The organism is Rhodococcus sp. IEGM 1366 (assembly GCF_033142425.1).
In the GTDB taxonomy this organism is placed as follows: Bacteria; Actinomycetota; Actinomycetes; order Mycobacteriales; family Mycobacteriaceae; genus Rhodococcus_F; species Rhodococcus_F globerula.
On sequence record NZ_JAWLRZ010000008.1, the window covers coordinates 135628 to 160082 of the forward strand.

13 protein-coding genes are annotated in these 24455 nt (G+C 63.8%); 4 read left to right on the forward strand and 9 right to left on the reverse strand.

Going from position 1 to position 24455, the window contains the following annotated elements:
- Position 1 precedes the first annotated feature (1 nt).
- Entirely contained in the window at positions 2 to 1267 is a 1266-nt protein-coding gene (locus tag R4P64_RS24175) for a YibE/F family protein (RefSeq protein WP_317823011.1), read from the reverse strand.
- Positions 1268 to 1721: 454 nt separating this feature from the next.
- On the reverse strand, positions 1722 to 2975 hold the full coding sequence (locus tag R4P64_RS24180; protein ID WP_317823013.1) for a pyridoxal phosphate-dependent aminotransferase: 1254 nt from the start codon (positions 2973 to 2975) through the stop codon (positions 1722 to 1724).
- Between the two features lie 103 nt (positions 2976 to 3078).
- On the opposite strand from R4P64_RS24180, the gene R4P64_RS24185 reads away from it, so the two are divergent.
- Positions 3079 to 5007: a prolyl oligopeptidase family serine peptidase gene (locus tag R4P64_RS24185; RefSeq protein WP_317823014.1), complete on the forward strand. Its 1929-nt coding sequence runs from the start codon at positions 3079 to 3081 to the stop codon at positions 5005 to 5007.
- Between the two features lie 336 nt (positions 5008 to 5343).
- Here the strand turns inward: R4P64_RS24185 and R4P64_RS24190 are convergent, their stop codons facing one another.
- The 7 genes from R4P64_RS24190 to R4P64_RS24220 all read right to left on the reverse strand — a co-directional run bounded on the left by R4P64_RS24190 (position 5344) and on the right by R4P64_RS24220 (position 18339).
- Positions 5344 to 6252 (reverse strand): hypothetical protein, encoded by a 909-nt coding sequence (locus R4P64_RS24190; protein ID WP_317823016.1) that lies wholly within the window; start codon positions 6250 to 6252, stop codon positions 5344 to 5346.
- A gap of 230 nt (positions 6253 to 6482) precedes the next feature.
- Positions 6483 to 9758, reverse strand: coding sequence for a (Fe-S)-binding protein (locus tag R4P64_RS24195; RefSeq protein ID WP_317823018.1), 3276 nt, complete (start codon positions 9756 to 9758; stop codon positions 6483 to 6485).
- A 420-nt stretch (positions 9759 to 10178) separates the two neighbouring features.
- Complete coding sequence (locus R4P64_RS24200; RefSeq protein WP_317823020.1) at positions 10179 to 11489, reverse strand: S1 family peptidase; 1311 nt, start codon at positions 11487 to 11489, stop codon at positions 10179 to 10181.
- Between the two features lie 150 nt (positions 11490 to 11639).
- Complete coding sequence (locus R4P64_RS24205) at positions 11640 to 12989, reverse strand: protease (protein ID WP_092802581.1); 1350 nt, start codon at positions 12987 to 12989, stop codon at positions 11640 to 11642.
- Positions 12990 to 13099: 110 nt separating this feature from the next.
- A complete protein-coding gene (locus R4P64_RS24210) occupies positions 13100 to 14173 on the reverse strand; it encodes a hypothetical protein (RefSeq protein ID WP_317823022.1) in 1074 nt (357 codons plus the stop codon).
- Positions 14174 to 14279: 106 nt separating this feature from the next.
- Complete coding sequence (locus tag R4P64_RS24215; protein ID WP_317823024.1) at positions 14280 to 16697, reverse strand: helix-turn-helix transcriptional regulator; 2418 nt, start codon at positions 16695 to 16697, stop codon at positions 14280 to 14282.
- A 13-nt stretch (positions 16698 to 16710) separates the two neighbouring features.
- Positions 16711 to 18339: an Hsp70 family protein gene (locus R4P64_RS24220; RefSeq protein WP_317823026.1), complete on the reverse strand. Its 1629-nt coding sequence runs from the start codon at positions 18337 to 18339 to the stop codon at positions 16711 to 16713.
- Between the two features lie 307 nt (positions 18340 to 18646).
- Between R4P64_RS24220 and R4P64_RS24225 the strand changes: the two genes are divergently transcribed.
- The 3 genes from R4P64_RS24225 (at position 18647) to R4P64_RS24235 (ending at position 24352) form a co-directional block, all read left to right on the forward strand.
- Complete coding sequence (locus tag R4P64_RS24225) at positions 18647 to 20902, forward strand: IniB N-terminal domain-containing protein (RefSeq protein ID WP_317823028.1); 2256 nt, start codon at positions 18647 to 18649, stop codon at positions 20900 to 20902.
- A gap of 106 nt (positions 20903 to 21008) precedes the next feature.
- The gene (locus R4P64_RS24230) at positions 21009 to 22883 is read left to right on the forward strand and encodes a dynamin family protein (protein WP_317823030.1); all 1875 of its coding nucleotides are present in this window, start codon (positions 21009 to 21011) and stop codon (positions 22881 to 22883) included.
- A complete protein-coding gene (locus R4P64_RS24235; RefSeq protein WP_317823031.1) occupies positions 22880 to 24352 on the forward strand; it encodes a dynamin family protein in 1473 nt (490 codons plus the stop codon). Before R4P64_RS24230 ends, R4P64_RS24235 begins: the two co-directional genes overlap by 4 nt.
- Positions 24353 to 24455: the final 103 nt, after the last annotated feature.

Here is a 24455-nt window from a genome sequence, read left to right on the forward strand (position 1 = left end):
GCTAGCGCTTGGAGTGACGCCCACCGTTCGATGCGGTGGCCGTCGAACTTCCCGGCGGACGGGCAAGGAGCACTGCGATAGCCGTCGTGAGCGGAACCGACAGCGCAAGCGCGATGCCGCCGACAGCAGATCGCACAATTTCGATGGCTACGGCGTCGCCGACCAGAACGTCGCCCAGCGGACGGCCACTGACACTGAACAACAGCAGCAACGGCAAAGCGCCGCCCGCATAGGCCAAGACCAAGGTGTAGACGGTACTGGCGATGTGATCGCGACCCACGCGCATCGAGCCGGCAAACACCTGGCGTCGGGTCGCGCCCTTGTCCAACTGGGCCAACTCGAATGCCGACGACGCCTGGGTGATCGTGACGTCGTTGAGCACACCCAGCGAGCCGATGATGAAGCCTGCGAGCAGGAGTCCGGTGATGTCGACGTGCTGAATGTAGGTCTGCACGTTGGTGTTCTGCTCTTCGGAGAGCCCGGTGAGTTGTGTCAGTTCGATCGACAGGTAAGACAGCACCGCAGCAAGAACCATGGCGGCGAGGGTTCCGAGAAGCGCAGAACTGGTTCGGAGCGAGACCCCGTGCGCGAGGTACAAGACGGCATACAAAATGACGGCGCCCGACACCAGAGCAACGGGTATCGCGGGTTTTCCGTCCAACAAGGCGGGGAGGAGAAAGCCGACCACCACGCCGAACGCCACCACAAGCCCGAGAAGTGCCCGCAATCCGCGCCACCGGGCAACAGCGATGATCACCACGGCAAAAGCCACGACGATGAGCGTCAGCGACAATCCGCGTGAATAGTCCTCGAAGGAATACTGTGTCGCCCCGGTCGGATCGGTCTGGCGCAGCAGACGGATATGCTCGCCGACTCGCAAATCAGGTTGGCCGGGACCCGGAATGATCTCCAGCAATGTCTGGGTGCCGGCGTTCGGACCCGATTCGATGTCGACGATGCTTCGCTGACACTGATAACTCGTATTCGCCGGGGGTGCCGGTTCGCCGACGAATGGTCTTCCCGCCGAGACACTTCCGCAGGCGCCGATCTCCTGGAGGGTGACCGTGCCGGCCTCCGTGACCACTGACCCGCCGTCGGAGTTCTGAAACGGCAACGGGATGTCGAGGTTGGCCTTGTCCGGCCACAGAGCGATGACGCCGACGAGTACGGCTAGACCGACGATGGTGAGGATGCCGACGACAACGCGGGCAGCAGTGGCTCCGATGTGGAGTGGGCCGTCATGACCATGGCCGTGACCGTGGCTCATCGGAAACTGAGTGTCGGACTGGGGATTTGCACCGGTGCCATGTTAGCGGCAGTTGCTGTGAACAGGTGAGTCGCCGGACTTGGCGGCTGGAGAGGAAGAGTTCGAGCTGGGTGGCGGGGAACAGGGGGGGTTGTCCCCGCCACCAACCTGGTATCCACAGGGGGGGGAGGGATACCAGGTGCTCGCGGCACCGAAGTGCTGAAACCAATGTACCCAATTTCAAACCAATCTGGTGCATTGTCTTGCTACTAATTTGCAACAGTTATCGGACCAATTGCGCTGTTTCTACAGTAGCGGCAGGTCGCGACTAGTCAAACGCTCAACCAAACCGATCGGTTTCGGAAATTTGTGACCAAGGTCGCACGAATGCCCCGCACATTTATCTGCGCGGGGCATTCGTGGAACAGCAAACTGGTCAAGTGTCCATGGCCGTGGCCAGTGGGTTTCCAGCTTCCTACTGTTTGTAACTCGTAAGGAAGTTGCCAAACCGCTCGATTGCGACAGCGAGGTCACGGGCCCACGGAAGGGTAACGATTCGCAAATGGTCATGATCGGGCCAATTGAAGCCCGTTCCCTGAACCATCAGGATCTTCTCCTGCAGAAGAAGATCTTGAACCAACTTCTCGTCGTCGTGGATCTCGTGAACATTCGGATCCAAGCGAGGGAACGCGTACAGCGCACCACGCGGCTTGACACACGAGACACCCGGAATCATGTTCAGGCGTTCCCATGCGACATCGCGCTGCTCGAGCAGACGTCCGCCAGGGAGGATGAGGTCCTCGATGCTCTGATGGCCACCGAGCGCCACCTGGATAGCGTGCTGACCCGGAACATTCGGGCACAAGCGCGTCGACGCCAAGAGGTCGAGACCCTCGAGGAAGCCGCCGGCGTGCTCCTTCGGGCCGGTGATCGCCACCCAACCCGAACGGTAGCCCGCAACGCGATATGCCTTCGAGAGGCCGTTGAACGTCAGGCACAGAAGATCGGGAGCCAACGACGCAAGCGAGATGTGCTTGGCGTCGTCGTACAAGATCTTGTCGTAAATCTCGTCAGCGAGCAGAAGAAGCTGATGCTTGCGCGCCAGATCGACCAACTGCTGGAGAATCTCCATCGAGTACACCGCACCCGTAGGGTTGTTCGGGTTGATGACCAGCAAGGCCTTGGTCTTGTCGGTGATCTTGGATTCGATATCCGCGATATCGGGATTCCAGTCGTTGCCTTCGTCGCACAGATAGTGCACCGGAGTTCCGCCGGACAAGCTGGTCATTGCCGTCCACAACGGGTAGTCCGGCGCTGGGATCAGCACCTCGTCGCCGTTGTTGAGCAGGGCCTGCATTGTCATGGTGATCAGCTCGGACACCCCGTTGCCGAGGTAGATGTCATCGACGTCCACCTCGGGGAAGCCGGGAACCAGCTCGTACCGAGTCACGATCGCGCGCCTGGCCGACAGAATGCCCTTGGACTCCGAGTACCCCTGGGCGTAGGGAAGAGCGGCGATCATGTCGCGCATGATCACGTCCGGTGCGTCGAAACCGAACGGTGCGGGGTTTCCGATGTTGAGCTTGAGGATCCGGTGCCCTTCCGCCTCCAACCGGGCGGCATGCGCGTGCACCGGTCCACGGATTTCGTACAGGACGTTCTGGAGCTTCGACGACTGCTCCAGCTCGCGCTGCGGCTGACGATGGCGGACGGGTTCTGGTGTGCTCACGAGTTACATGATTCCACCTGTGCGCAAGTGGATTCTTCCGGGCACGATCGAAGGTGCCGTCTGTTCGGTTGGCTTACACGTCGGTTGGCTTATTCTGGGGCGCATGACGCCGACCGACGTGATCGCAGCCCCGTACGGATCGTGGGCATCGCCCATCGACGCAGCAGATCTGGCCAACGGAGGTCACCCGGTAGAAGGTGGCCGCTACGTCGGTGACGAGGTGTGGTGGGCGGAGCTGCGGCCAACCGAAGGCGGGCGCGTCGCGATTCGACGGTTGGGACTCGACGATCAGCCCGTCGACGTACTGCCCGCGCCGTGGAACGCACGCACCCGAGTTCACGAGTACGGCGGCGGCGCGTGGACGGTCACGGACGCCGGGCGGTTGGTTTTCAGTGAGTTCTCCGATCAGCGGGTGTACATCCTCGAAGGTCTCACGCCGCGAGCATTGACACCCCCGACATCGTCATCGGTGCGATACGCGGATTTGTCGATCGTCGGAGCCGACGTGTGGGCCGTGCGCGAGTCCCACGCGCCAGGCGGCACGATCACGCGCGACATCTGCGCCATTCCGCTCGACGGATCCGGCGAGATTCGCGCCATCGTCGGCGGTTCGGACTTCCTTGCATACCCGCGGCCCTCCCCGGACGGAAGCAAGATCGCCTGGATCGCGTGGAATCACCCGCAGATGCCCTGGGACGGAACCGAACTGCGGGTTGCGGATCTGGTCGACGGCGTAGCGGGTCCGCATCGAGTTCTTCTCGGCGGCACGGAAGAGTCAGTGCTGCAACCGGAATGGATATCGGGCGACGAACTGTACGTGGTCAGCGATCGCAGCGGGTGGTGGAATATCTATCGCGTGGGGACAGACGTGGCCGCGCTCTGCCAGGTTGATGCCGACTTCGGTGACGCGCTGTGGCAGTTCGGCGCCCGCTGGTACGAGGTGCTCGGCAACGGAAAACTGTTGACCGTGCGCACTTTTGGCACGGATACCCTCGCGGTGCTGGATCCGGAAACCGGCGACTTGCGCGACATCGACGTCTCCGGCGTCACCAGTATCGGCCTCATGCAGGTGCGCGATGATCAGCTGCTGATCAAAAGCGGCGGCGCAAAACTGGCTACCGGACTGCGTGAACTGGACCTCGGAACCGGAGCGCTGCGTGATGTTCGCCTGTCCGTCGACGCGCTTCCCGAATCTGCTTATCTCCCCGAAGCTCGAACCGTTGTTGCACACGGGCACGGCCGCGAAGTCCACGCATTTGCCTACCCGCCCCGCAATCCCCGCTACCGCGGCCAAGACGGTGAACTCCCGCCGTACGTCGCCTTCGTGCATGGCGGACCCACCGCGCACATAGCGCCAGCTCTGAACCTCGTGTACGCCTACTTCACCAGTCGGGGAATCGGCGTCGTGGACGTCAACTACGGCGGATCCACCGGATATGGCCGTGAGTACCGCAATCGTCTGCGTGGCCAGTGGGGCGTCGTAGATGTCCAGGATGTGATCACCGCGGTCACCGGACTCGCCGAGCAGGGGCTTGCCGACCCTGCCCGTCTGGCCATCGAAGGCGGATCTGCGGGCGGCTGGACCGTGCTGGCCGCGTTGACAACCTCCGACGTGTTTGCATGCGGCGCTTCCTATTACGGCGTTGCCGAGCTGGACGGCTTCGTCAAGGAAACCCATGACTTCGAATCGCGGTACATCGACGGACTAATCGGGCCGCTGCCGGAATCCGCAGCGCTGTACGCGGAGCGCGCACCGCTCAACAACGTCGACGGTTTGAACTGCCCGGTCCTGCTGCTGCAAGGTCTCGACGATCCGATCGTTCCGCCGTCACAAGCCGAACGCTTTCGAGATGCACTGGTATCGAAGGGCATTCCGCATGCCTACCTGGCCTACGAAGGCGAATCCCACGGCTTCCGTAAGCAGTCCACGATCATCAGTTCCCGCAACGCGGAACTGTCCTTCTACGGCCAGGTGCTCGGGTTCACGCCCCCAGGTGTTCCGCAGCTGAAGCTGTGGACTCACGAGGTGTAGCTGCTGCCCAGGGGATCGTGACCGCCCAGTTCTTCTCGGGGACAAGATGAGTCACCGACGTACAGCCGTTGGTTGCGGCTCCTGCAGTGCCGGGGAAGAGGGTGAGTGCCACTGTAAGTGTCACTGCCACTGCAAGAGTCCGCGTGGCTGCAGACTAACCGGTCTGAACTCTTGGCGGATGGCCAAGCGGACAATTCGGGTACTTGGTCCTCGGGGATCAATGGTTGTGGGGAAGCTGACATGGTTTGTGTGCAGTGAACATGGAGTGCGGCACGCTGGTAGGGGTGCTCACTGGGCAGAAACTGTGCTCACTTGCAGGGTTGGCTGGGCGGCCGGCTAGGGGGTGGGGCCGCGGTTGAATGCCGCACGGATCCGATCCGAGACCACCTGCGGCGTCGACAAGTCCGCCCACGTCCACCGAACCACCTGCCATCCCGCATCCCGCAGACGGTCTTCGCGGACCTTCTCCGCCCAGAGCACATCCCCAGGGGTGCGGCCGACGGGAACGAAGCGGCCGTACTTGACCCGGCCGTCGAACTCCCCGACAGTGCGATGCTCGCGCCACAGGAAATCGACACGAGCATCACCGATCTGAACTTGCGGTTCGGGTATCGGAAAGCGCTCGGAGACAGAGAGCGCCAAACTCCGTGACTCGCCGACGCTTTCGATCCGGCCGTCCATCGCGTCGATCGCATGGAACGCATGGCGGTGCGACGGATGACGCGGCACCCCAGCCAGATTTGAGGTGATGTCGGCCAGAGCGAGCGGTGTTCGGTGCAGCGCAGAGTTCCCCGCGACCAGGGCCGGCTCGAACGGTAGTGAACGGGCGAGGTCGACTACCGTGCGCGCAAGCGTTGTCACCCGCAGACCGTCGACGGTCGTGACTTCGTCCGCGGTGAACAACGCAGAGTGCACCTGCCTGTGAGTGGACGTGCTGCCGCCACCTCGACGGTTTCGCGTGAGGTGAACCAGGCGGAGCGGAGTGTTCCACAATTCCAGGCCTTGCAGTACTGCCGCGGAGGTATGACTGACAACTGCGTCGGACGTGGCTGCCTTTGCTATCGCGTGGACCTGCAGACGATGGCGCGCATGTGCGTCGAGTTCGGAGAACGGCTGCGTCGACACGTAGGCGCCGCGATGTAGGCGCGTCCAGTCGCCGTGTGAACAGCTGCGACGGATCTCGGAGTCGGTGCCGCCGGTGGCGAGATGCTCGGGCCTGCGGACGATGTGCGGTTGTTCCCCCATGCCGAACAATCCTGATGCGCCGGAGCCCATGTGGGCCGACGGGTTTCTGTGCTGTGGATAGGTCGCGCAGTGTGCATGGTTTGTGTGTAGTGAGCAGTGTTTGTGTGCAGTGAGCAAGGGTTCCGGCGACCTGGAAGGGGTGCTCGCTACCCAGAAACCCTGCTCGCTTACGAGCCCGGCAAACACGAACGCCCCCGCCGTAATGGCGAGGGCGTTCGATGACGTGATTACTACTTGCGGCCGGGAGCCTTTGCGCCTGCCTTGAATCCGAGCCCGCCCGGCTTTGCGGCCGGGGGAGCCTTGGGGGCCTGCGCAGCGGGAGCCTCGGCAGCTGGTGCCTCAGCAGCTGGTGCTTCGGTAGCCGGAGCTTCAGGTGCAGCTGCTTCTACTACCGGTTCGGCAGCGGGAGCCGGCGCTGCAGCAGCGGGCGCTGCCTTGCGTGCACCGGGAGCCTTTGCACCCGACTTGAATCCGAGCCCACCAGCCTTGGCAACCGGCGGAGCCTTAGGAGCGGGAGCCTCGGCAGCCGGTGCTTCAGTGGCTGGTGCCTCGGCAACAGGAGCTGCCGGGGTTTCCGCAACGGGAGCCGGAGCTGCGGCAGCGGGCGCTGCCTTCTTTGCGCCGGGAGCCTTTGCGCCCGACTTGAATCCGAGCCCGCCGGCCTTGGCAACCGGCGCAGCCTTGGGGGCCTCGGCAGCAGGTGCGGCGGGGGCCTCAGTAGCAGGGGCCGGTGCAGCAGGTGCAGCTTCAGCAGCCTTTGCGCCCGGAGCCTTTGCCCCACCCTTCATCTGCAGACCCTTGCCGGGAGCCTTGGCGCCGGACGCCAGGCCCAGACCCTTCGGCTTGGCGGGTGCGGCCGGAGCAGCGGCTTCGGGTGCAGCAGTTTCAGGAGCGGGTGCTGCTGCAGCCTTTGCGCCCGGTGCCTTGGCAGCGCCCTTCATCTGCAGACCCTTGCCACCGGGAGCCTTGGCTCCGCCGGCCAGGCCGAGGCCCTTGGGCTTTACGGCGGGTGCAGCTTCGGGTGCTGCGGACTCGGGAGCTTCGGCAGCTGCCGGAGCAGCCTTCTTGGCGCCGGGAGCCTTTGCCCCGCCTGCCATTCCGAGTCCCTTGCCGGGTGCCTTTGCGCCGGGTGCCTTGGCCAGACCCTTCATTGCGAGGCCCTTGCCGGCGGCAGCGGGTGCTGCCGGGGTAGCGGCCGGAGCTGAGGGCTCGGCCGCGGGTGCGGCTTCTTCGACGACGGGTGCCGCGGCAACCGGTGCCTTCTCACGCGGGATCACCTTGATGTTCTCGGTGAGCTGGCTGGGTTCGAGGCGGGTGACGGAGTTCAGCATCAGCTGTGCGACGTCGACAACCTCGACGCCTTCTCCCTTGCCCTGTTCCTGGCGTGCGGTGACGCCGTCGTTGAGCATGACACGGCAGAAGGGGCAACCCGTTGCGATCTTCTTGGGGTTGGTGGACAGCGCTTCGTCGACGCGGTCGACGTTGATGCGCTTACCGATGTTCTCTTCCATCCACATGCGGGCGCCACCGGCACCACAGCACATGGATCGTTCGCCGTGACGCGGCATTTCGACGAGCTTGGCGCCGGATGCTTCCATGAGTTCACGGGGTGCGTCGTAGACCTTGTTGTGGCGGCCGAGGAAGCACGGGTCGTGGTAGGTGATGTCTTCGCTCACCGACGCGACGGGGATCAGCTTCTTCTGGCGCACCAGGCGGTTGAGCAGCTGGGTGTGGTGCACGACCTCGTAGTCGCCGCCCACCTCCGGGTACTCGTTGCCGAGGGCGTTGAAGCAGTGCGCACACGTGACGACGATCTTGCGCTTCTTCTGCTCGACACCTTCGAAGACGGAGTTGAGCATTTCGATGTTCTGCAGCGCGAGCTGCTGGAAGAGGAACTCGTTGCCGGCGCGGCGAGCGGAGTCGCCGGTGCAGGTTTCGTCGGCGCCGAGGACCATGAACTTCACACCCGCGGTCGCGAGCAGTTCCGCGACAGCCTTCGTGGTCTTCTTGGCGCGGTCTTCGTAGGCGCCGGCGCAGCCGACCCAGAACAGGTACTCGTAGTCCTCGAATGTGTCGGCGTCCTTGCCGTACACGGGGATCTCGAAGTCCATCTCGTTGATCCAGTTGAGGCGGTCCTTGGAGTTCTGGCCCCAGGGGTTGCCCTTGTTCTCGAGGTTCTTGAACAGGCCGGCGAGCTCGGACGGGAACTCCGATTCGATCAGGACCTGGTAGCGGCGCATGTCGATGATGTGGTCGACGTGTTCGATGTCGACCGGGCACTGTTCGACGCAGGCGCCGCAGTTGGTGCAGCTCCACAGGGTTTCGAGATCGATGACCGGTGCGAGTTCACCCTCGACCGTCTCGCCGACGAGTTTGCGCTCGGCTTCCTGGCGGGCGGCCTCAGGGATTGCGGCGAGGGCGGCTTCGTTGACGTTGCCGTCGGCGTCGACCAATCCGATTTCGTCGCCGCCCATGTCCTTGCGGCCACCGGCCAGTAGGTACGGGGCCTTGGCGTAGCCGTGGTCACGCAGCGACATGATGAGGAGCTTGGGAGAGAGCGGCTTTCCGGTGTTCCAGGCGGGGCACTGGGACTGGCAGCGGCCGCACTCGGTGCACGTGGTGAAGTCGAGCCAGCCCTTCCAGGAGAAGTCTTCGATCTGGCCGGCGCCGAGGGTGTCGGTGTCGGGATCGACGTTGTCCATCGTCAGGGCTTTACCCGCGCTCATCATGGGCTTTGCCGCGCCGAGAGCAACAGTTCCGTCGTCTTCACGCTTGAAGTAGATGTTGAAGAACGCGGAGAAGCGGTGCCAGGCAACACCCCAGGTGATGTTGCGGCCGACGATGTACAGCCAGATCATGCCGGACATCAGCTTGATGAACGCAAAGATGGCCACCATCATGGCACTGGCCGGGAGCAGCTTGGCCAGGTTCATCGTGAAGAAGTCGGTCCACGGATTGGAATGACCGTAAGTCGCGATCTTGCCGGCCTTCACGAAGATCATGCCGAGGCCCTCGATGAGGACAACGGTTTCGACGAAGTAGGCAGCCTTGAAATCCGAGCCGCCGAAGCGGGACAGGCGGATCGGCAGGCGCGGGTGGTTGAGCTGGCGGATGACGATCAGCGTGGTGATGCCGATGACGGTGCCAAGACCCAGAATCTCGTCGACCAGGTGGTAGATGGCCCAGTTGCCGAAGATCGGCCAGTGGAACTCGGGGTTGAACGTCTGGCCGTAAGCCTCGAACCAGACGATGGCGCCGAGCAGGAAGCCGACCATGACGAGCCAGTGAGCCCAGCCGACGGTACGGAACTTCGCCATGCGCGTGTGCGCGATGAACTCGATGACCATCTGCTTGAAGCGGGGGAAGAACGGACGCCAGCGGTCTGGTGCTGATTGGCCGATTTGGACGACCTTCACCATCTTGAGCGCGCCACCGATGAAGGAATACCAACACACGAGGCTCAGCAGCACACCGATGGTGCCCAACGTGATCGTCAGGGCATTCATGTCGCGGCCTTTCATTTCAGGGCGACGCGTCGGCCACCTGGTAAGAGCCCACTGATACTAACCTGCCATATGTTACCCACCAGTAGCTTGATGTGTCGACCATGTATACCGGCGAGTAACCATGCTTGGCCTGGCGAGATCAATTATTCCGCAACGACGGGCTGGGCCGCTGCGCAAACTTATCTACCGTCACGTTAGGTGGTGTGCATCTCGCCCCTGTTAATCAGGCAGCCCTAACCTGCCGTCCGCGCTGTTTTTGGGGGGTACCGACCGACCCGTCCGGAGCGAACGTACCTTTCGGCGCATCCAGGGCGATGAAAGGTACGTTCGCACCGGTAGGGGCGGGGGGAAAGGGCGCATTTGCGACAAAAAACTGTGGCCCACCTCGACAGGAGGTGGGCCACAGAAGGTGCGGTGCGATCAGTAGTCGCGTACTTTCAAGCCGGGGTTTTCGGCGAGGATGTCCTTGATGGGCGTTCCGTACTGAATCGGCTGAGGGCTGCCGATGAGTGTCGCCGCCCGAGCGACCTCGCAGAAGGAAGATGTTGCGACCGTCGACGCGCTAGTGATGCCCAGTGCCCGGGTGCCGGTCATGATCGGGCCGCCACTGTCGCCCTGAAGGACGCAGATGTCGGTGGTGAAGAGGTTGGACATCGGCTGCTCCGAGACCACTGCATTGCGATTGACGCTGGTGACAACGCCGCAGCTGTAGCCGGTGGTCGATCCGGCCTTGCAGACCGGTGTGCCGACAACGGGATCGGCAACCCCGTCGATGTTGACGGATCGGTTGAAGGGAACCCGGACGCTGTTGTTGTCGAACCGGTACTTCGCCTGGTCGTCGATGTTGATGATCGAGTAGTCCCGCGGCCCGAACACGCTCTTGGCGAAGTATCCCACTCGCGGTCCCGGCTGGTTGTTGACGAGCGGGAAGGCTTCAGAGGCGTACTGCGTGCCTGCGGCGATGCGGTTGGGGTCGCAGTGTCCTGCGCTGATGTTGACGGTGCGACCGGAGGCATCGGTTCCGTTGAAACCGAAGGAACATTTGAACCCGTTGAAGCCGGAGATTCCGCCGAACGCGTCGCCGCCGAGTGCGGCGTCGCCGGTCAGGGAACCGGTGGCGGGGAGGAGGTCGACAACGATCGGCGGCACGGAGATCGGGACGGCGGCGTGGCGGACGGTTGTGTTCAGGAAGTCCGGCAGGGTCAGTCCGGCTGCGGGGTCTGCGGTCAACTCGACGCCGTTTCCGACAACGTCGATGGCGATTCCGCGAACGAGATCCGCGACGGCAGGTGGCTGCGACTCGAGCCAGGTGTTGAGTGCGGACACCTCGTTCTGCAAAGCCGATTCACTTTGTGCCACGTCATTGACCTGGAAACCGGCCTTTTCGGCGGCCGCGCGAGCTGCGTCGGTGCTCTGCCCGGAGGCCAGTGCAACAACGGCCTTTCCGAGGTCGTCCAGCCAGACTCCGGCAAAACTGTCGGGGAACTGCACCCGAGCGATGTCGGCGAACTCGGCAAGTTTCTGCGCGAGTTCGGAACGCGTCAGGTACTGATCAGGCGTCAATGCCAGATCGTGCTGAAGTGCCTCGGCGAGTTCGACGGGCAGATGTGCGGCCTGGTCGGACACGCCGGGCGTCGACGGTTCGGCACTCGCAACAGCGGCAATCGGTCCGAGGAGCAGCAGCATCGTCGATCCGAACACTGCGGCGCGACGTGCGGTGGAGCTTCGCATGTGGGCCTTTCCGCTTCATTGACCGCGTGCGGCCCCCCTGGGTGCACGCGGATACGGCCCGCCTTTCGGCGAGCCGTATCGCAGTCGCACACGACTATAACGGGTTCTTCCCCACGAATCCCACCCGTTACAACGAGTGAGTTCCGGTGATCAGCCGATTGTGCGGACCTGGATTCCGGATCCGACGCCGCCACCGGAGGCTGCGTCAGCGGCCTGCGTGATGTTGTCGACGGGGATTCCGATGTTCGTGGTCCCGCCGGACATGGCGAGGACAAGATTCGCTTCGGTGCAGTTGGGGGCGCCGGTGCTGTTGGAACCGCTCGTGATTCCCAATGCCAGGGTTCCGGTGACGATAGCTCCGCCGCTGTCGCCCGCAAGGGTGCATGCTGTTCCGGCAAAGCCGCGAACGGTGCGCGATTCGCCGCCGGGCCGGACAAGCTGGATTTCAACCTGATCGGCTGCGACCACGCCACACGTGAACGAGCTGGCCTGACCGGACTTGCACATCGGTGCACCGATGACGGGGCGTGCGGTGCCCGTGATCTCGAGGGTCGTGCCACCGGCGCCGCGCACCGATGCGCGGTCGAGTCCGGCGTCGACGCCTGCCTGGTTGAGCTTGATGACGGAGTAGTCGAGTTCTTCGCCGGCCTTGCCTACCGCGGACTGGGCGAAGTTGCCGACCTGGAGGCTGTCGTCGATGTTCTGCGGGTTGGGCAGATAGACGGGTGCAGCGGTTCCCTCGGCCTTATTGCAGTGTCCCGCACTGATATTGAGCGCATTGTCGTGACTGTCGACTGCATTGAATCCGAACGAGCAGACGGAGATGTCCTCGGTCGGTGTCTCGCGGATCGGACCCGGTGACGTGACGTAGATGTCGCCGCCGAGTGCGCGAGCGTCGATCGCGCCGCCGCCATCCGGGCTGAGCCGAATTTTGGTGTTCTCGAGCATCGTGGGCAGGTTGAGTGCCTTGCCGACGGGGCTGTTGGCAACGTCGACGACAACCTGGTTGTTCAGTACGTCGATGGAGGTGGAGCTGACTGCCGTCGCGATATCGCCGGGCAGTTTCGCGATCCATCCGTTGACGTCGGCAAGGCTCTGTTCCAGACTGCCTGCGGAGACGGGTGCCACATGCGTGACGAATCCGTCGGCTGCCGCGACGCGTGCTGCATCGGCGCTGGTAACTGCCACAACCGGTTGACCGTCGAGGTTCATCCACGAGCCCGCGTAATCGCCGGGGCGCGAGGACCGGAAGCTTTCCGCGTACGCACCCAACTCCTGGGCCTTGGCGGCGCGATCGAGATATTCCTGTGGGGAAATCTTCAGATCTCGGCTGATCGCCTCGACCAGTTCGGCGGGTAGCTGATCCGCGGAGAGCTGTTCGACTGATGATTCGGATGTGGGTTCTGCCGGCTGCGCCAAAGCTGTGGCTGAGAACGATGTTGCGAGCAGAAGTGCCGAGGCGCCGACCAGAACGGTCCGGATCGCCGACGAGTTACGCATGAAATCCCTTCGAGTCTTTCGGCCGTAACGCCGGAAGGTACCGCCCCACCATAGGGGAAGGCTCCGATGTGAGGTCGGGCGCCTAGGTCGAGGGAAGTCGATATGTGCAGCTAGGGAGTTGTTTCTGGTGCCTGTTCGGGATCGACAGGCTGCGGGTCGACAGGCTGCGGGTCGACCGGTTCGGGATCGACAGGCTGCGGATCGACCGGTTCCGGATCAGTTGTGCCAGGGTCGACGGGATCGGTCTGTTCGCCGCCAACGTCGTAGTCGTCCACGGCGGGGATCTCGGATGCGAGCGGTTCGACGCTCTCGTCTTCGGTCGGAACGTCGTCGAACTCGTCGACCAGAAGGGCGTCCTGGGTGGGAGCCTGATATCGCGGGGTCGGCGTGCGGTTCTGTGGGACGACGGCCACGGGCGCGGCAGTGGGGAATTGGATCGGAACCTCGCGAAGGGGCGCGGGATCGGTGGGCGGCGCTATTTCGGCATACGCCGGGACGGCGGCGTCACGAATTTCCGGCACCTGCGTTGTGGGGGCGTTACCGATCAACATCGCGAGCGCGCATGCCGCGGCAGTCAAGAGACCGGCGACGGCTGCTGCGAGGTAGACGGGCCGCCGACTCGGTGCGTCATCTGTGCTGAGGATGTCTTCCGTCTCCGGCGCCTGCTCGATGTCGGGGACGGAAGCACTCGCCGCGCGGGGAACAGCCAGAATCGCGGCTCCCCGTGCCGAGCGTTCACCCGAGGTGATGTCGGAATCGAGGTTGTAGGCGCCGAGGGTCGCGGAGTAGGGCGCAAGTTCGACGTAGTCGAGATCCATGCTGTCGAGCGCGGTACGCAGCGTGTCCACAGAGCGAGCCGAGAAGTTGGGAGGGATGGCGGCGACAATGCGCAGCGGCTGATCGGTGAGGCTATGTACTTCCGTAACGAGGCAGTACAGCGCGGTTGCGACCAGTTCTTCACCGCGCGTCCGCTGGGTGGGAGCCGCTTCGTTGTCGGTAGTGACTCGGTCGAGGAACCGTCGTACGCCCGGTGAATGTGTGTGGGCAGTACCCAGTGCGATAGTTCCGTCCGGCGCGTGGTGCAGCACGGATTCGTGGTCGATGATCACCGGTTCGGCGTCGGGCACGGCGAGCACCGCAGTGCAACGTGTGTTGCCGACATTAAGTCCGACTCCCCAGGTCACCGCGTCCCCCTAATATGGCTATCGCATCGCATCGCACAAAAAACATGCACTGGCTGTGGAAACTACCACTCGAAAGCTCGTTTGTGCCAGAAGGGTGAATATTCAGTTAATTCCGGTTCTGGGTCGTGAGGCTGCGCAGGACTGCCAGGAGTTCTGAACGGGACTGCGCTCCGACTTTCCGCTTGATGCGCGCGACATGATGTTCGACGGTTTTCGCGGAGATGTAGAGGCGCTCACCGATTTCGCGGTAGGTGAGCCCGAGTACGACAAGTTCGGAGATCTGGTGTTCGCGCTCGGTCAAGGGCGAGTCGGGGAGTGCGTTGGCATCTTCTCTCGAGGAACCAGGCTCAGGTGTGTTGACCCGAAAGGAGCGCGCGAGCTGAAGCAACGTTGTTGCGGACTTGGTGTCGGGTGCCCGAAGCGCGGCCTCTCCCGCAAGGCGCGCGGCGTCCCACGAGTGACCGATTCGATTCAGAGTTCGTGCAGCGGTCTCGATTTCGTCGCCGATCACCGTTCCTTGAAGGACAAGCAGCCATTGGCGGCCGGCTTCGGCGAGACCCGCGGAATACGAGTGGATCTTGGCTGATTCCGCGAGCGCACGCGCGTGCGGCAGCAGATCAGCCGGCGATTGTCCCAAAATCGCGGCCTGGACGCCGTACCAGTGAAACAGCGACGACCAGAGCGGCGGATCGCCGAGCAGCCGTAGCAGATCCTGAGCCTCGTCGATGAGATGGTCGACGTGTTCCGTTTCGCCGAGACGAACTGCGGCCAGCCACAATTCGCAGATCGGCAACAGATCGAGCAGATTGACGCTGCATTCGAAGAGGGTTCCCGACGCCCGAGACCACGTGCGACGCACGTCCTCGAGGTCACCGAATCTCCGGGCGACACCCACTTCCAACGCTAGGAGAAACAATGTGTCGCGCTGGCCGAGGGAATCCGTGAGCGCTGATTCGGGGATGTCGGCGACGGGGTTTTCACTGCCGGCGAGCAGTGCTGCCCACGCGGCGAGAATCTGATGACGGGCCCACAGATGGCTGGATGTGTCGTGCGCCGGGGTTGCTTTCGCCAGAACGTCTCTAGCCCGATCATGTGCTCCGGTGTGCATGAGTGCAGTGGCGACGATGGCAGCAGGGGAGTCGGCCTGAAAGCGCGAAGCCCCAGGAGATCGAGGCAGTGTCAGCGCCCGGGACATCGTGTTGAGCGCAAGCGGAGGCGGTCCCGTCAGCGATTGCATGAGTCCACGGGCGAGCAGGCCGGTACCGGTACTGCCTGGCGATGGTGCGCCGCTGGTTCCGGCGAGCATCGCCGCGGCGTCGTCGATGCGGCCGGACGCGACGAGGAGGATCGCCCCGAATGCCGATTCCGCGTCTGCTCGCGCGGGGCCGAGCCACGCGTAGAGTTCTGCGCCGGAGGCGATCTGACCGCACACTGCGGATACCGCTGCTGAGATTCGCACTGCAACAGCTAGATCGGCGTCTTGTGCGCTCTGATCGCCGAGTATCGAATCTGTCAGGCTGACAGCGGTATCGAGGTCGCCGCGCGAGGCCGCGCACTCCGCGTGGTGCAGCATGGTTTCGGCAGAAGGGGATTCGATCACCGCAGCCCGCTGATACAGGTCCGCGGCCGCAGCGGGGGTGGCGCGCTTGGCGTGCTCGTAGAAGTGGTGTGCGATCCCCGGGTGACGTACTCCTGCATCAAAAAGTCGCACAGCGGTGTCGATATCGAGAACGCCCGCGTCGATGCGCCGGTCCAGTATTCGATCCAATGTCGCACGCTCCGGGCCGACTCCGAGAGGATGCGCCAGTGATTCGACGATCGCGGGGGATTGCGCAGCAAACAGTCCCGTTCCCAGCGCGCGATCGAATGCGTCGCTCGGACCGCCGAGTTCCAGTTCGTCGGGCGCGAGATTGTGCACGATACTCGAGATGTGCAGAATCTCGCGTTGCCGGGCATCGAGCGCACCCACGGTGCGGGCGAAGTACCCCCGAAGTGCATCGTCGACGGTCTGACGCCCCCGAACCGGCGACCGAAGGGCCGCGTCGAGGGCTCCGAAATGTCCACCCGACAAGAACTCGAGTTCGCTGGCTTCGTCCGGCGCGAGTGAATGCCCGTACCCGTTCGCGAGTGCCTGAATATCCGAGCAGCGCAAGCGGTCCAGGTGGAGTACCGAACCTGACGCGGAGAAGTCGGCCGCAGTGTCGGCCAGACGCGGATCGACCATGTCCGTCGCCACGACGGCTGAGATGTTGGGGCGTCGCAGCGTTTCGAGGACCTTCGCAAGCTCGGCCGCGTCGAGGTCCAGCGCGTTGTCGATCAAGAGAACGGTATCGGGCCCACGGTCGTCTCCGGTGAAATCGGCTGTCACGACGACGGCTTCGCGGCCGATCAAGCGTCGGTGCACCGCTGCGACAAGCTGTGGCCGAGCACTTGCACCGGAACCGGTGACAAACAATCTCAGCGGTTCGGCGTCCAGGTCGATAGTACTCAGAAGGTCACGGATATAAGGAGATTCACTGTTCACGACGCAGCCTCGGCTATCCGACGGGAAAGCGTGGGATGGCCGTTGGCAGTGTCAGTTGGTCCGGGAATTGCGGCGCGACAACAACGGGAAGCTCCGGAACCTCGAACGCCGGGACCTGTGGAATCTGAAATGGCGAACCGGAGTCGACGTTCTGCTGGGCGGTCGTGGGATCGGAGTTCGGCTGCGCGGCAGCAGGCGGGTCTGTGGCTACTGGTGCGGCGGGCGCACCCGTTCCGGCAGCCCCCGTCGTCGCGACGCCCACAGATCGGGTGCCGGGGGCGGGCGACCCGGTGACGGCGACGGCCACGCCCGTCGACGGCGCGGCGTCGGCCACCGGTTCGGAGCCCGATGGCGCGCTCGGGTTGGACGTTATTGCCGAAGTAGGGGATTCGATACTGGGGTCGGCGGAACTCGAAGCGGGTTTGATCTTGTCCACTGCGGTACCGATTCCGAGTCCACCAGCCGCGAGGATCGCACACGCGCCGACGACAGCTGCGACGATGCCCACTCGGGACGAGCGCCGCGCCGCCGATGTGGCCTCGGGGTCCGAAGTAACAACAATCGGTGTCGAGAATGCCGGAACGGGAATCGGTTTCGGCTGCGAATGTTCGATGGCAGTAGCGGTATTTCCTATTGCGGTTGCGCGAGTTGCGGCTCCGGCCGCCGCGCAGGATCGCGGATCCGGTGCGGCGATCATCGGTACTCGGAGTTCGGACGACAACAGTTCCGCGACCAGCGGGATGGACGAGCTACCGCCCGCGAGAACAACATGACTGACGTCGTTCGACTCGACACCGGCTGATCGCATCGCCTCGTGTACCAAGGCAACCGATCGTGTGATCGCGGGACGGAGTAAGTCTTCGAGTTCAGACCGGACAAGCCGTAGGTTGTGGGAGCCGCCGGGAAGATCAACGTGGACAACCGTTTCGGTATCGAACGACAGAGCTTCCTTGGCCTCGCGAGCGTGGCCACGAAGCGCTGTCAAGGCTTCGAGAATCTCCGGCACGGACGTGTCGATGTGTGTATCGCGGTCGAATTCGGTGAGTAGATGCATGGTGACAAGCTGATCGAACTCGTCGCCGCCGATGTCGTCGGAGTGCAGGGGCTTGCCGACGATCGTGGTATTTCCACCGGTCGTGGTCACGACAGTGATGTCGAGCGATCGGGCACCGAGATCGAAGACCACGGTGAGCCCATCCGAATCGGGGTGACCGGAAGTGCGTAACCAGTCCACCACGGCAATCGGCTCCGCGACCAGCGTCGTATCTACCGGGGTGGCGTCGTGAATCATTTTGGTAGACAGAGCGTTTTCCAATGCCGAAACCGCATGACGGCTCCACCAGGCGGGATGGGCGATGACAACGTGGCTCGGCTGGTCGTGATCAGCAAGAGCGTCGCGCATCAGCGTCGTAATCGCTACCGCGGTGAGGTCCTCGCCGCGATGTGGGGTCCCGTCGGCGGAGAACAGCGGAACCGGGTCACCCACGCGTTCCACGAAATCGGTGAAGATGCTGCTCGGGTCCAGTTGAACGACACTGTCGCTCCGCACGGTACGTCGGGAGCTTGCGGGGGCGTCGTCGAGTTTGTCGACGACGGCCACCAGAGTTGTCGAGCCGATACCGATGCCGAGCCCTGCCTCCATGAAAGTGAACTCCTCGGTAGTGGATGGTCGAGCGCCCGTCGCAGTTGTCTGCAATGTCGGGATGAAGGACGGGTTTGTTACTCCCCGGAGGCTCCTCGCTGCGAAGTAGGGGAGCGATCCCCTATCGGGGGCAAATCCCCTAACGCCGATACCGGGGGATTCTCTCTGCGATCTGGAGCAGGAGTGGGGGCGTTCCCCGTTGGGGTCGGCGCTCGATCGACTTAGCGTTGACGGCAGTCGATTCGCATGCAGCGAAGCACCATCCGCTCGAACCGCGATATTCACCAAGATTCTAGGAGAACCCATCATGGCTACCAATGCCGTACTCGAATTCATTCTCGGTCTGTTGCGTGACGACGAGGCCGCCGCTCAGTACTGCGCAAATCCCGTCGCAGCGCTCAATGCAGCCGGCCTGTGCGAGGTGAGTCCTGCCGACATCGTCGCCGTTGCGCCTCTTGTTGCCGAGTCCGGGCTTTTTGCCGGAGCGGGCGCTGACCTGTCCGCGATCGTCAACGCCGGAACCCAGGCAGCCGGAGCACTCGGCGGCACCCTGGGCGGCGGACTGGGCGGCGGACTGGGTGCTGGCCTCGGTTTGGGAGGCAGCGTCGGTCTCGGCGCGGGAGCCGGATTGGGTCTCGGCGGCGCGCTCGGTGGTGAGTTCGGTGGTGGCATCGACGTCGCCGGTGATTTTGCCGCGGCACTGAGCGCTGCCCTCGCAATCGGTGGCGACATCAGTGCGCAGCTCGGAGCCGCTTTTGGTGGCGTCATCGAAGCTGGTCTGGGGCTTGGCTCGGCTGTTGATCTGGAGGGCGTTCTCGATATCGGAGCACAGCTCAGTGCGGCTCTGAGTGGGGCGCTGGGTGTGGGTGGCTCTCTCACCGCTGAGTTGGGTGCGGCCCTGGATGCTGCGATTGCCGCGGCCGGTGGGCTGGACTTGGCGGCCGGGCTTTCCGGAGCGTTGGCGCCGGTGTTCGCTGTCGGTGGGGATATCGGTGCGGGCCTCGGTCTGGCGCTCGGTGGGGTGCTCGACGGCGCCGCTAGCCTCGACGGACTCCTCGCTCTCGGCGGTGGGTTGGGTGCCGGCCTGTCAGGCGCACTCGAATCGGCGTTGGCACTCGGTGGTGGCATCGACGTCGCCGGTGATCTTGCCGGTGCTCTGGGCGCGGCGCTCGGATTCGGTGGGGACATCAGCTCGCAGCTCGGAGCTGCTTTTGGCGGAGTCCTCGAAGCTGGTCTCGGTCTCGGTTCCGTGGTTGATCTGGGGGGAGCTCTCGACGTCGGAGCTCAGCTCAGTGCGGCTCTGAGTGGGGCACTCGGAGTGGGTGGCTCTCTGACGACCGAGTTGGGGGCGGCTCTGGACGCTGCGATCGCCGCGGCCGGTGGACTGGACTTGGCGGCCGGGCTTTCCGGAGCGTTGGCGCCGGTGTTCGCGGTCGGTGGGGATATCGGTGCGGACCTCGGTCTGGCGCTCGGCGGAGTGCTCGACGGCGCCGGGAGCCTCGACGGGCTTCTCGCACTCGGCGGCGGATTGGGCGCAGAGCTGTCGGGCGCACTGGAATCGGCGTTGGCACTGGGCGGCGGAATCGATCTCGGCGGCGATCTGAGCGCTGCCTTGTCCACTGCACTCGCGGCCGGCGGATCGATCGGCACCGACCTCGGAGCGTCTCTCGGCGGCACTCTCGGAGCATTGACGGACGTCAGCGCACTGACCGGGCTGGCCGGCGATCTGGATCTCGGCACCGTGCTCAGCGGGGCACTGACAAGCGCACTGGGAGTGGGCGGCAGTCTCGACACCGGGGTGGAAGCTGCGTTGGCAGGCGCTCTGGATTCAGCTCTGGCTCTCGGCGGCGGACTCGACCTCGACGCCGTGCTTGGCGGGAGCGCGGATCTCGGAACCGAGCTTTCCACGGTGTTGTCCGGCGCTCTGGGCGGCGGAGGATCGGTCGGAGCAGACCTCGGCGGCGCACTCGGCGGCGTGTTGAACGGATCCACAGGCTCGGCAATCGGCGGCGACGCCGTCGCAGGGCTTGGTGCGTCGTTGGATGCAGCACTGAACGCAGGCGGATTCGATACCGGTTCGATCGGCGCAACCCTGCCCAGCCTCGACCTGGGGGCCGTGAACCTCGGTTCCGTCAGCGCGGATCTGCCGGAACTCGATCTCGGCAGCTTCTCGGCCGAAGGGCTGGATATCGGCGGGGTCAGCGCGGGCCTGAACTCGACGGTTGGCGGCGTGCTTGACGCAGGTGGCGGTCTCGATGCAGCAGCCGGCCTCGACGCGGTCACTGACGCGGCGACGCAGATCGGTGGCTCGCTCGAGGGCGCACTTGGCGGTTCAGGCGCACTCGGTGGATCGTTCGATGGCGGTCTGGGCGGTTCGTTCGATGGTGGTCTTGGTAGCTCGGCCAACCCCTGGTCGTCGATCGACGCCAGCGACGTATTCGGGACCGGATCAAGCGGCTCCCTTGACGCTGATTCCTCGGAGTCGTTGTTCGCGCCGGACTCGGTTGCCGACGTTGTCGAGCAGGTCGATCCGCTGGCAGTACTCGACAACCTGCACCCCTGAGTCAGCGGGTACGGAAACGGACTGATGTAACAATTCCGGCCCTGCGTGCGCTAAGCGTGCAGGGCCGGAATTGCCGAATCGGAAGAACTGCGAGTCGACGGAACACATGGAAACTGCAGCGGATCAGGTCAGCAGTCGTAAGGCACGCGTCGCGTCGGCGGCCGCGTCGTTGCTCGATCGAACGGCGGTACTTGCGAGAGATATCGATCGATCCGATCTGGTCGCACGCGCCGAGAGCGCGCTGGTGCGCGTCACCGATCCCCGGATTCGCATCGTTGTCGTAGGCCCGCTCAATCAGGGCAAGAGCCAGTTCGTGAATTCGCTGCTCGGTTGCGACGTGTGTTCTGTCGGAGACGACGAGACAACGGCCGTTGCGACGGTAGTTCAGTACGGGGAAACCGCTGGTGCAGAGCTGGTTCTGGCCGAACCTGGTGGTGAACCTCGGAGAGTCCCGCTCCCGCTCGACGAGTTGCTCGGCATTACACCGGCAACACCGCGTGCCGACGGACGGGAAGTCCTCCGCATCGACGTTTCCGTTCCGAGCCCGCTGTTGGCCGACGGGCTGGTCTTCATCGACACACCGGGCGTCGGAGGGCACGGAAATCCGCATGCTGCTGGAACTTTGGGACTGATTACGTCGGCAGATGCGGTGCTGGTGCTCTCGGATTCCAGTGCGGAGTTCACTGAGCCTGAAGTCGCGTTCATCCGGCAGGTCCTGAATCTGTGCCCCGTTGTTGCCGGCCTTGTCAGCAAGACGGATCTGTACCCTCACTGGCGTCGGATTGTCGACGCAAATCATGGTCACCTGCAACGCGCAGGCCTCGAGCTTCCGCTGATTCCGATATCTTCCGTCCTGCGATCACATGCGCTGCGCTTGGACGACCGGGAACTCGATGCGGAATCCGGATTCCCCGACCTCTATCAGTTTTTGCGGGACAAGGTTGTTGCGCGCGGCGAGGCAAATACGCGGCGAGCGGTGGTGATGGACGTGCAGTCCATTGCCGCCCACTTGTCGCTGGAAATGGGCAGTGAGCTTGCAGCGCTGCGTGATCCGTCGACGGCGCAAGCAGCAGTGGCCGGGTTGCATCGGGCCAGGGAGGTCGCAGAAGAACTGCACAAGAAGACATCCCGCTGGCAGCAGAGCCTCGGCGACGGAATCGCCGATCTCGCGGCAGATATCGATCACGACCTGCGTGATCGCCTGCGCCGCGTCACCCGAGCGGCCGAGGAAACCGTCGACGAGTGTGACCCGGGCAAGGACTGGGATGCCGTCGGGAGTTGGCTCGAGCAAGAGATCGCCACAGCCATCGGAGATAACTTCGTCTGGGCACATGATCGTGCGCAGTGGTTGGCGGAGGTAGTGGCCGAACACTTCGCCGAAACCGGTGACGTGGCGCTGCCGCAGATCGACCTTGCCGACACCGACGCTTTCCTCGAACCTGTTGCGGCGCTGTCGGATCTCGAATCCGGCCGTATCGGCATCACGCAGAAAGTTCTGGTGGGCATGCGCGGTTCGTACGGTGGCGTCCTGATGTTCGGGCTGATCACCACGATGATGGGTATGGCGTTGGTGAATCCGATCTCGATCGGTGCCGGAGTTCTGCTTGGCACCAAGGCTTATCGTGAAGACAAGCAGACACAGGTGCTGAAGCGCCGGGCCGATGCAAAATCGGCGATCAGGCGGTACGCGGACGACGTGAGTTTCCAGGTGGGCAAGGAATCGAAAGACCGGCTCCGCCTGGTGCAGCGGCTCCTGCGTGATCATTTCACCGACATCGCCGAGCAGGCTTTGCGCTCGATCAACGAATCGTTGCGAGCGACGCAGGAGGCGGCCAAACTGGAATCGAGCGAGCGGGCAGGACGCATCGCGCAACTCGAAGAGAATCTGCGTGTGGCAGAGGAATTGACCACGCGTGCCGGATCGTTGGTCGGCGAGCGAGTGCAAGCGGGCAGGTCTCGGAAGGCTGAGGTCGGAGCATGAACGTCACCGCCACGGAGTCGGCGCGCACGTTGATCGAGCAGGCGCGAGGATTTTACGTCGACAGCCCGGAACTCTGTGCTCAATTGGACGAGTGCGCGGCGCGGTTGGACGAGCCGCTGCGGGTAGCTCTGGCAGGTTCGCTCAAGGCCGGTAAATCGACACTTCTCAATTCTCTTGTCGGGCAGGATATTGCACCGACAGATGCAACCGAATGCACACGAGTTGTCACCTGGTATCGAAACGGTACGACACCGAAGGTAAGCGCTACGGACTCCAGCGGCACCGAGTTCCACATACCGGTGGCACGCAACAGCGGCCGGCTGACGTTCGATCTGGGTGTGCGCACATCCGAGATCGTCGATCGAATCGACGTGGAGTGGCCGTCGTCGGCGCTGGCGCGCATGACGATCATCGATACACCAGGCACGTCGTCGCTGTCCACCGACGTGTCGGCCCGGACGTGGAAAGCCCTTGTTCCCGACGACGGGGTGCCGGGCGCTGATGCCGTCGTGTATTTGCTGCGGGCGCTGAATGCGACTGACCTGCAGTTCTTGACGAAGGTTGCCGAACACGTCGGTGGTGAATCAGGTCCGCTCGGTGTGATCGGGGTGCTCTCGCGCGCGGACGAAGTGGGCGCGGGCCGAATGGACGCGATGGCGTCGGCCGACGATGTGGCGGGACGGTTTGCCGACGAACTCGGCCGCTCGGGCCTGTGCCAGTCGGTGGTGCCGGTCGCCGGACTGTTGGCACTGGCTGCCCGAACTTTGCGGCAGAGCGAGTTTGCCGCGTTCGCGGCGCTTGCCGAGGTGCCTGCAGCCGATCTGAGCTCGGCGATGCTCTCGGCGGATCGTTTTGTCCGCGAAGACAGTTCGCTGCCGGTCGATGCGGCGATGCGGGCTCAGTTGGTGGAACGGTTCGGGCTGTTCGGGATTCGGCTGGCGGTGACGTCGGTCAAGTTGGGCGTCGGCGATTCTCCCACGCTGGCAGCGGAATTGCTCCGCCGCAGTGGATTGGACGAGTTGCGTCGGGTGATCGACGTTCAGTTCGGCCAGCGCGCCGACCAACTCAAATCCCATACAGCGCTGGTAACACTGAGCCGACTGCTCGAACGCAATCCGCGCGAGAACACTGCACCGATCGCAGCGTCGGCGGCGCGACTCCTTGCCGACGTACACGGTTTTCGCGAACTTCGACTGCTCGGGCGGCTCGGATCGGTTCACACCGATCTCTTGCCGGACGATCTCGCAGCGCTGCAGCGATTGATCGGCGGCCACGGAATCAGAACGCACGAGCGCTTGGGGGCGGCAGAAGGGGAGAGCCTCGATGCTCAGCGCGGCCAGGCCGCGGACGCAGCGCAGCGGTGGCGCACATTGTCGTCGCACCCACTGTTCGATCAGTTCACAGCGAGAGCGTGTCAGGTCGCAGCGCGCAGCGCGGAAGGTGTGCTCGCGGAAATCGTGGCCGAATAGGGATGTCATTAGTCCTGCGCGAGCGAGCTGACGGATCTATGTTGAGTTCGGAATGATCCGGACAAAACGCCTGGTTCGGATTCGGCCTCGTTGGGAGCAGCCC

Excerpts from the sequence above, each read along its gene's own strand:
- R4P64_RS24195 (WP_317823018.1), bottom strand. The coding sequence starts at position 9,758 with ATGAATGCCCTGACGATCACGTTGGGCACCATCGGTGTGCTGCTGAGC.
- R4P64_RS24230 (WP_317823030.1), top strand. The coding sequence starts at position 21,009 with ATGGAAACTGCAGCGGATCAGGTCAGCAGTCGTAAGGCACGCGTCGCG.
- R4P64_RS24225 (WP_317823028.1), top strand. The coding sequence starts at position 18,647 with ATGGCTACCAATGCCGTACTCGAATTCATTCTCGGTCTGTTGCGTGAC.
- R4P64_RS24175 (WP_317823011.1), bottom strand. The coding sequence starts at position 1,267 with ATGAGCCACGGTCACGGCCATGGTCATGACGGCCCACTCCACATCGGA.
- R4P64_RS24205 (WP_092802581.1), bottom strand. The coding sequence starts at position 12,989 with ATGCGTAACTCGTCGGCGATCCGGACCGTTCTGGTCGGCGCCTCGGCA.
- R4P64_RS24185 (WP_317823014.1), top strand. The coding sequence starts at position 3,079 with ATGACGCCGACCGACGTGATCGCAGCCCCGTACGGATCGTGGGCATCG.
- R4P64_RS24200 (WP_317823020.1), bottom strand. The coding sequence starts at position 11,489 with ATGCGAAGCTCCACCGCACGTCGCGCCGCAGTGTTCGGATCGACGATG.
- R4P64_RS24190 (WP_317823016.1), bottom strand. The coding sequence starts at position 6,252 with ATGGGGGAACAACCGCACATCGTCCGCAGGCCCGAGCATCTCGCCACC.
- R4P64_RS24235 (WP_317823031.1), top strand. The coding sequence starts at position 22,880 with ATGAACGTCACCGCCACGGAGTCGGCGCGCACGTTGATCGAGCAGGCG.
- R4P64_RS24220 (WP_317823026.1), bottom strand. The coding sequence starts at position 18,339 with ATGGAGGCAGGGCTCGGCATCGGTATCGGCTCGACAACTCTGGTGGCC.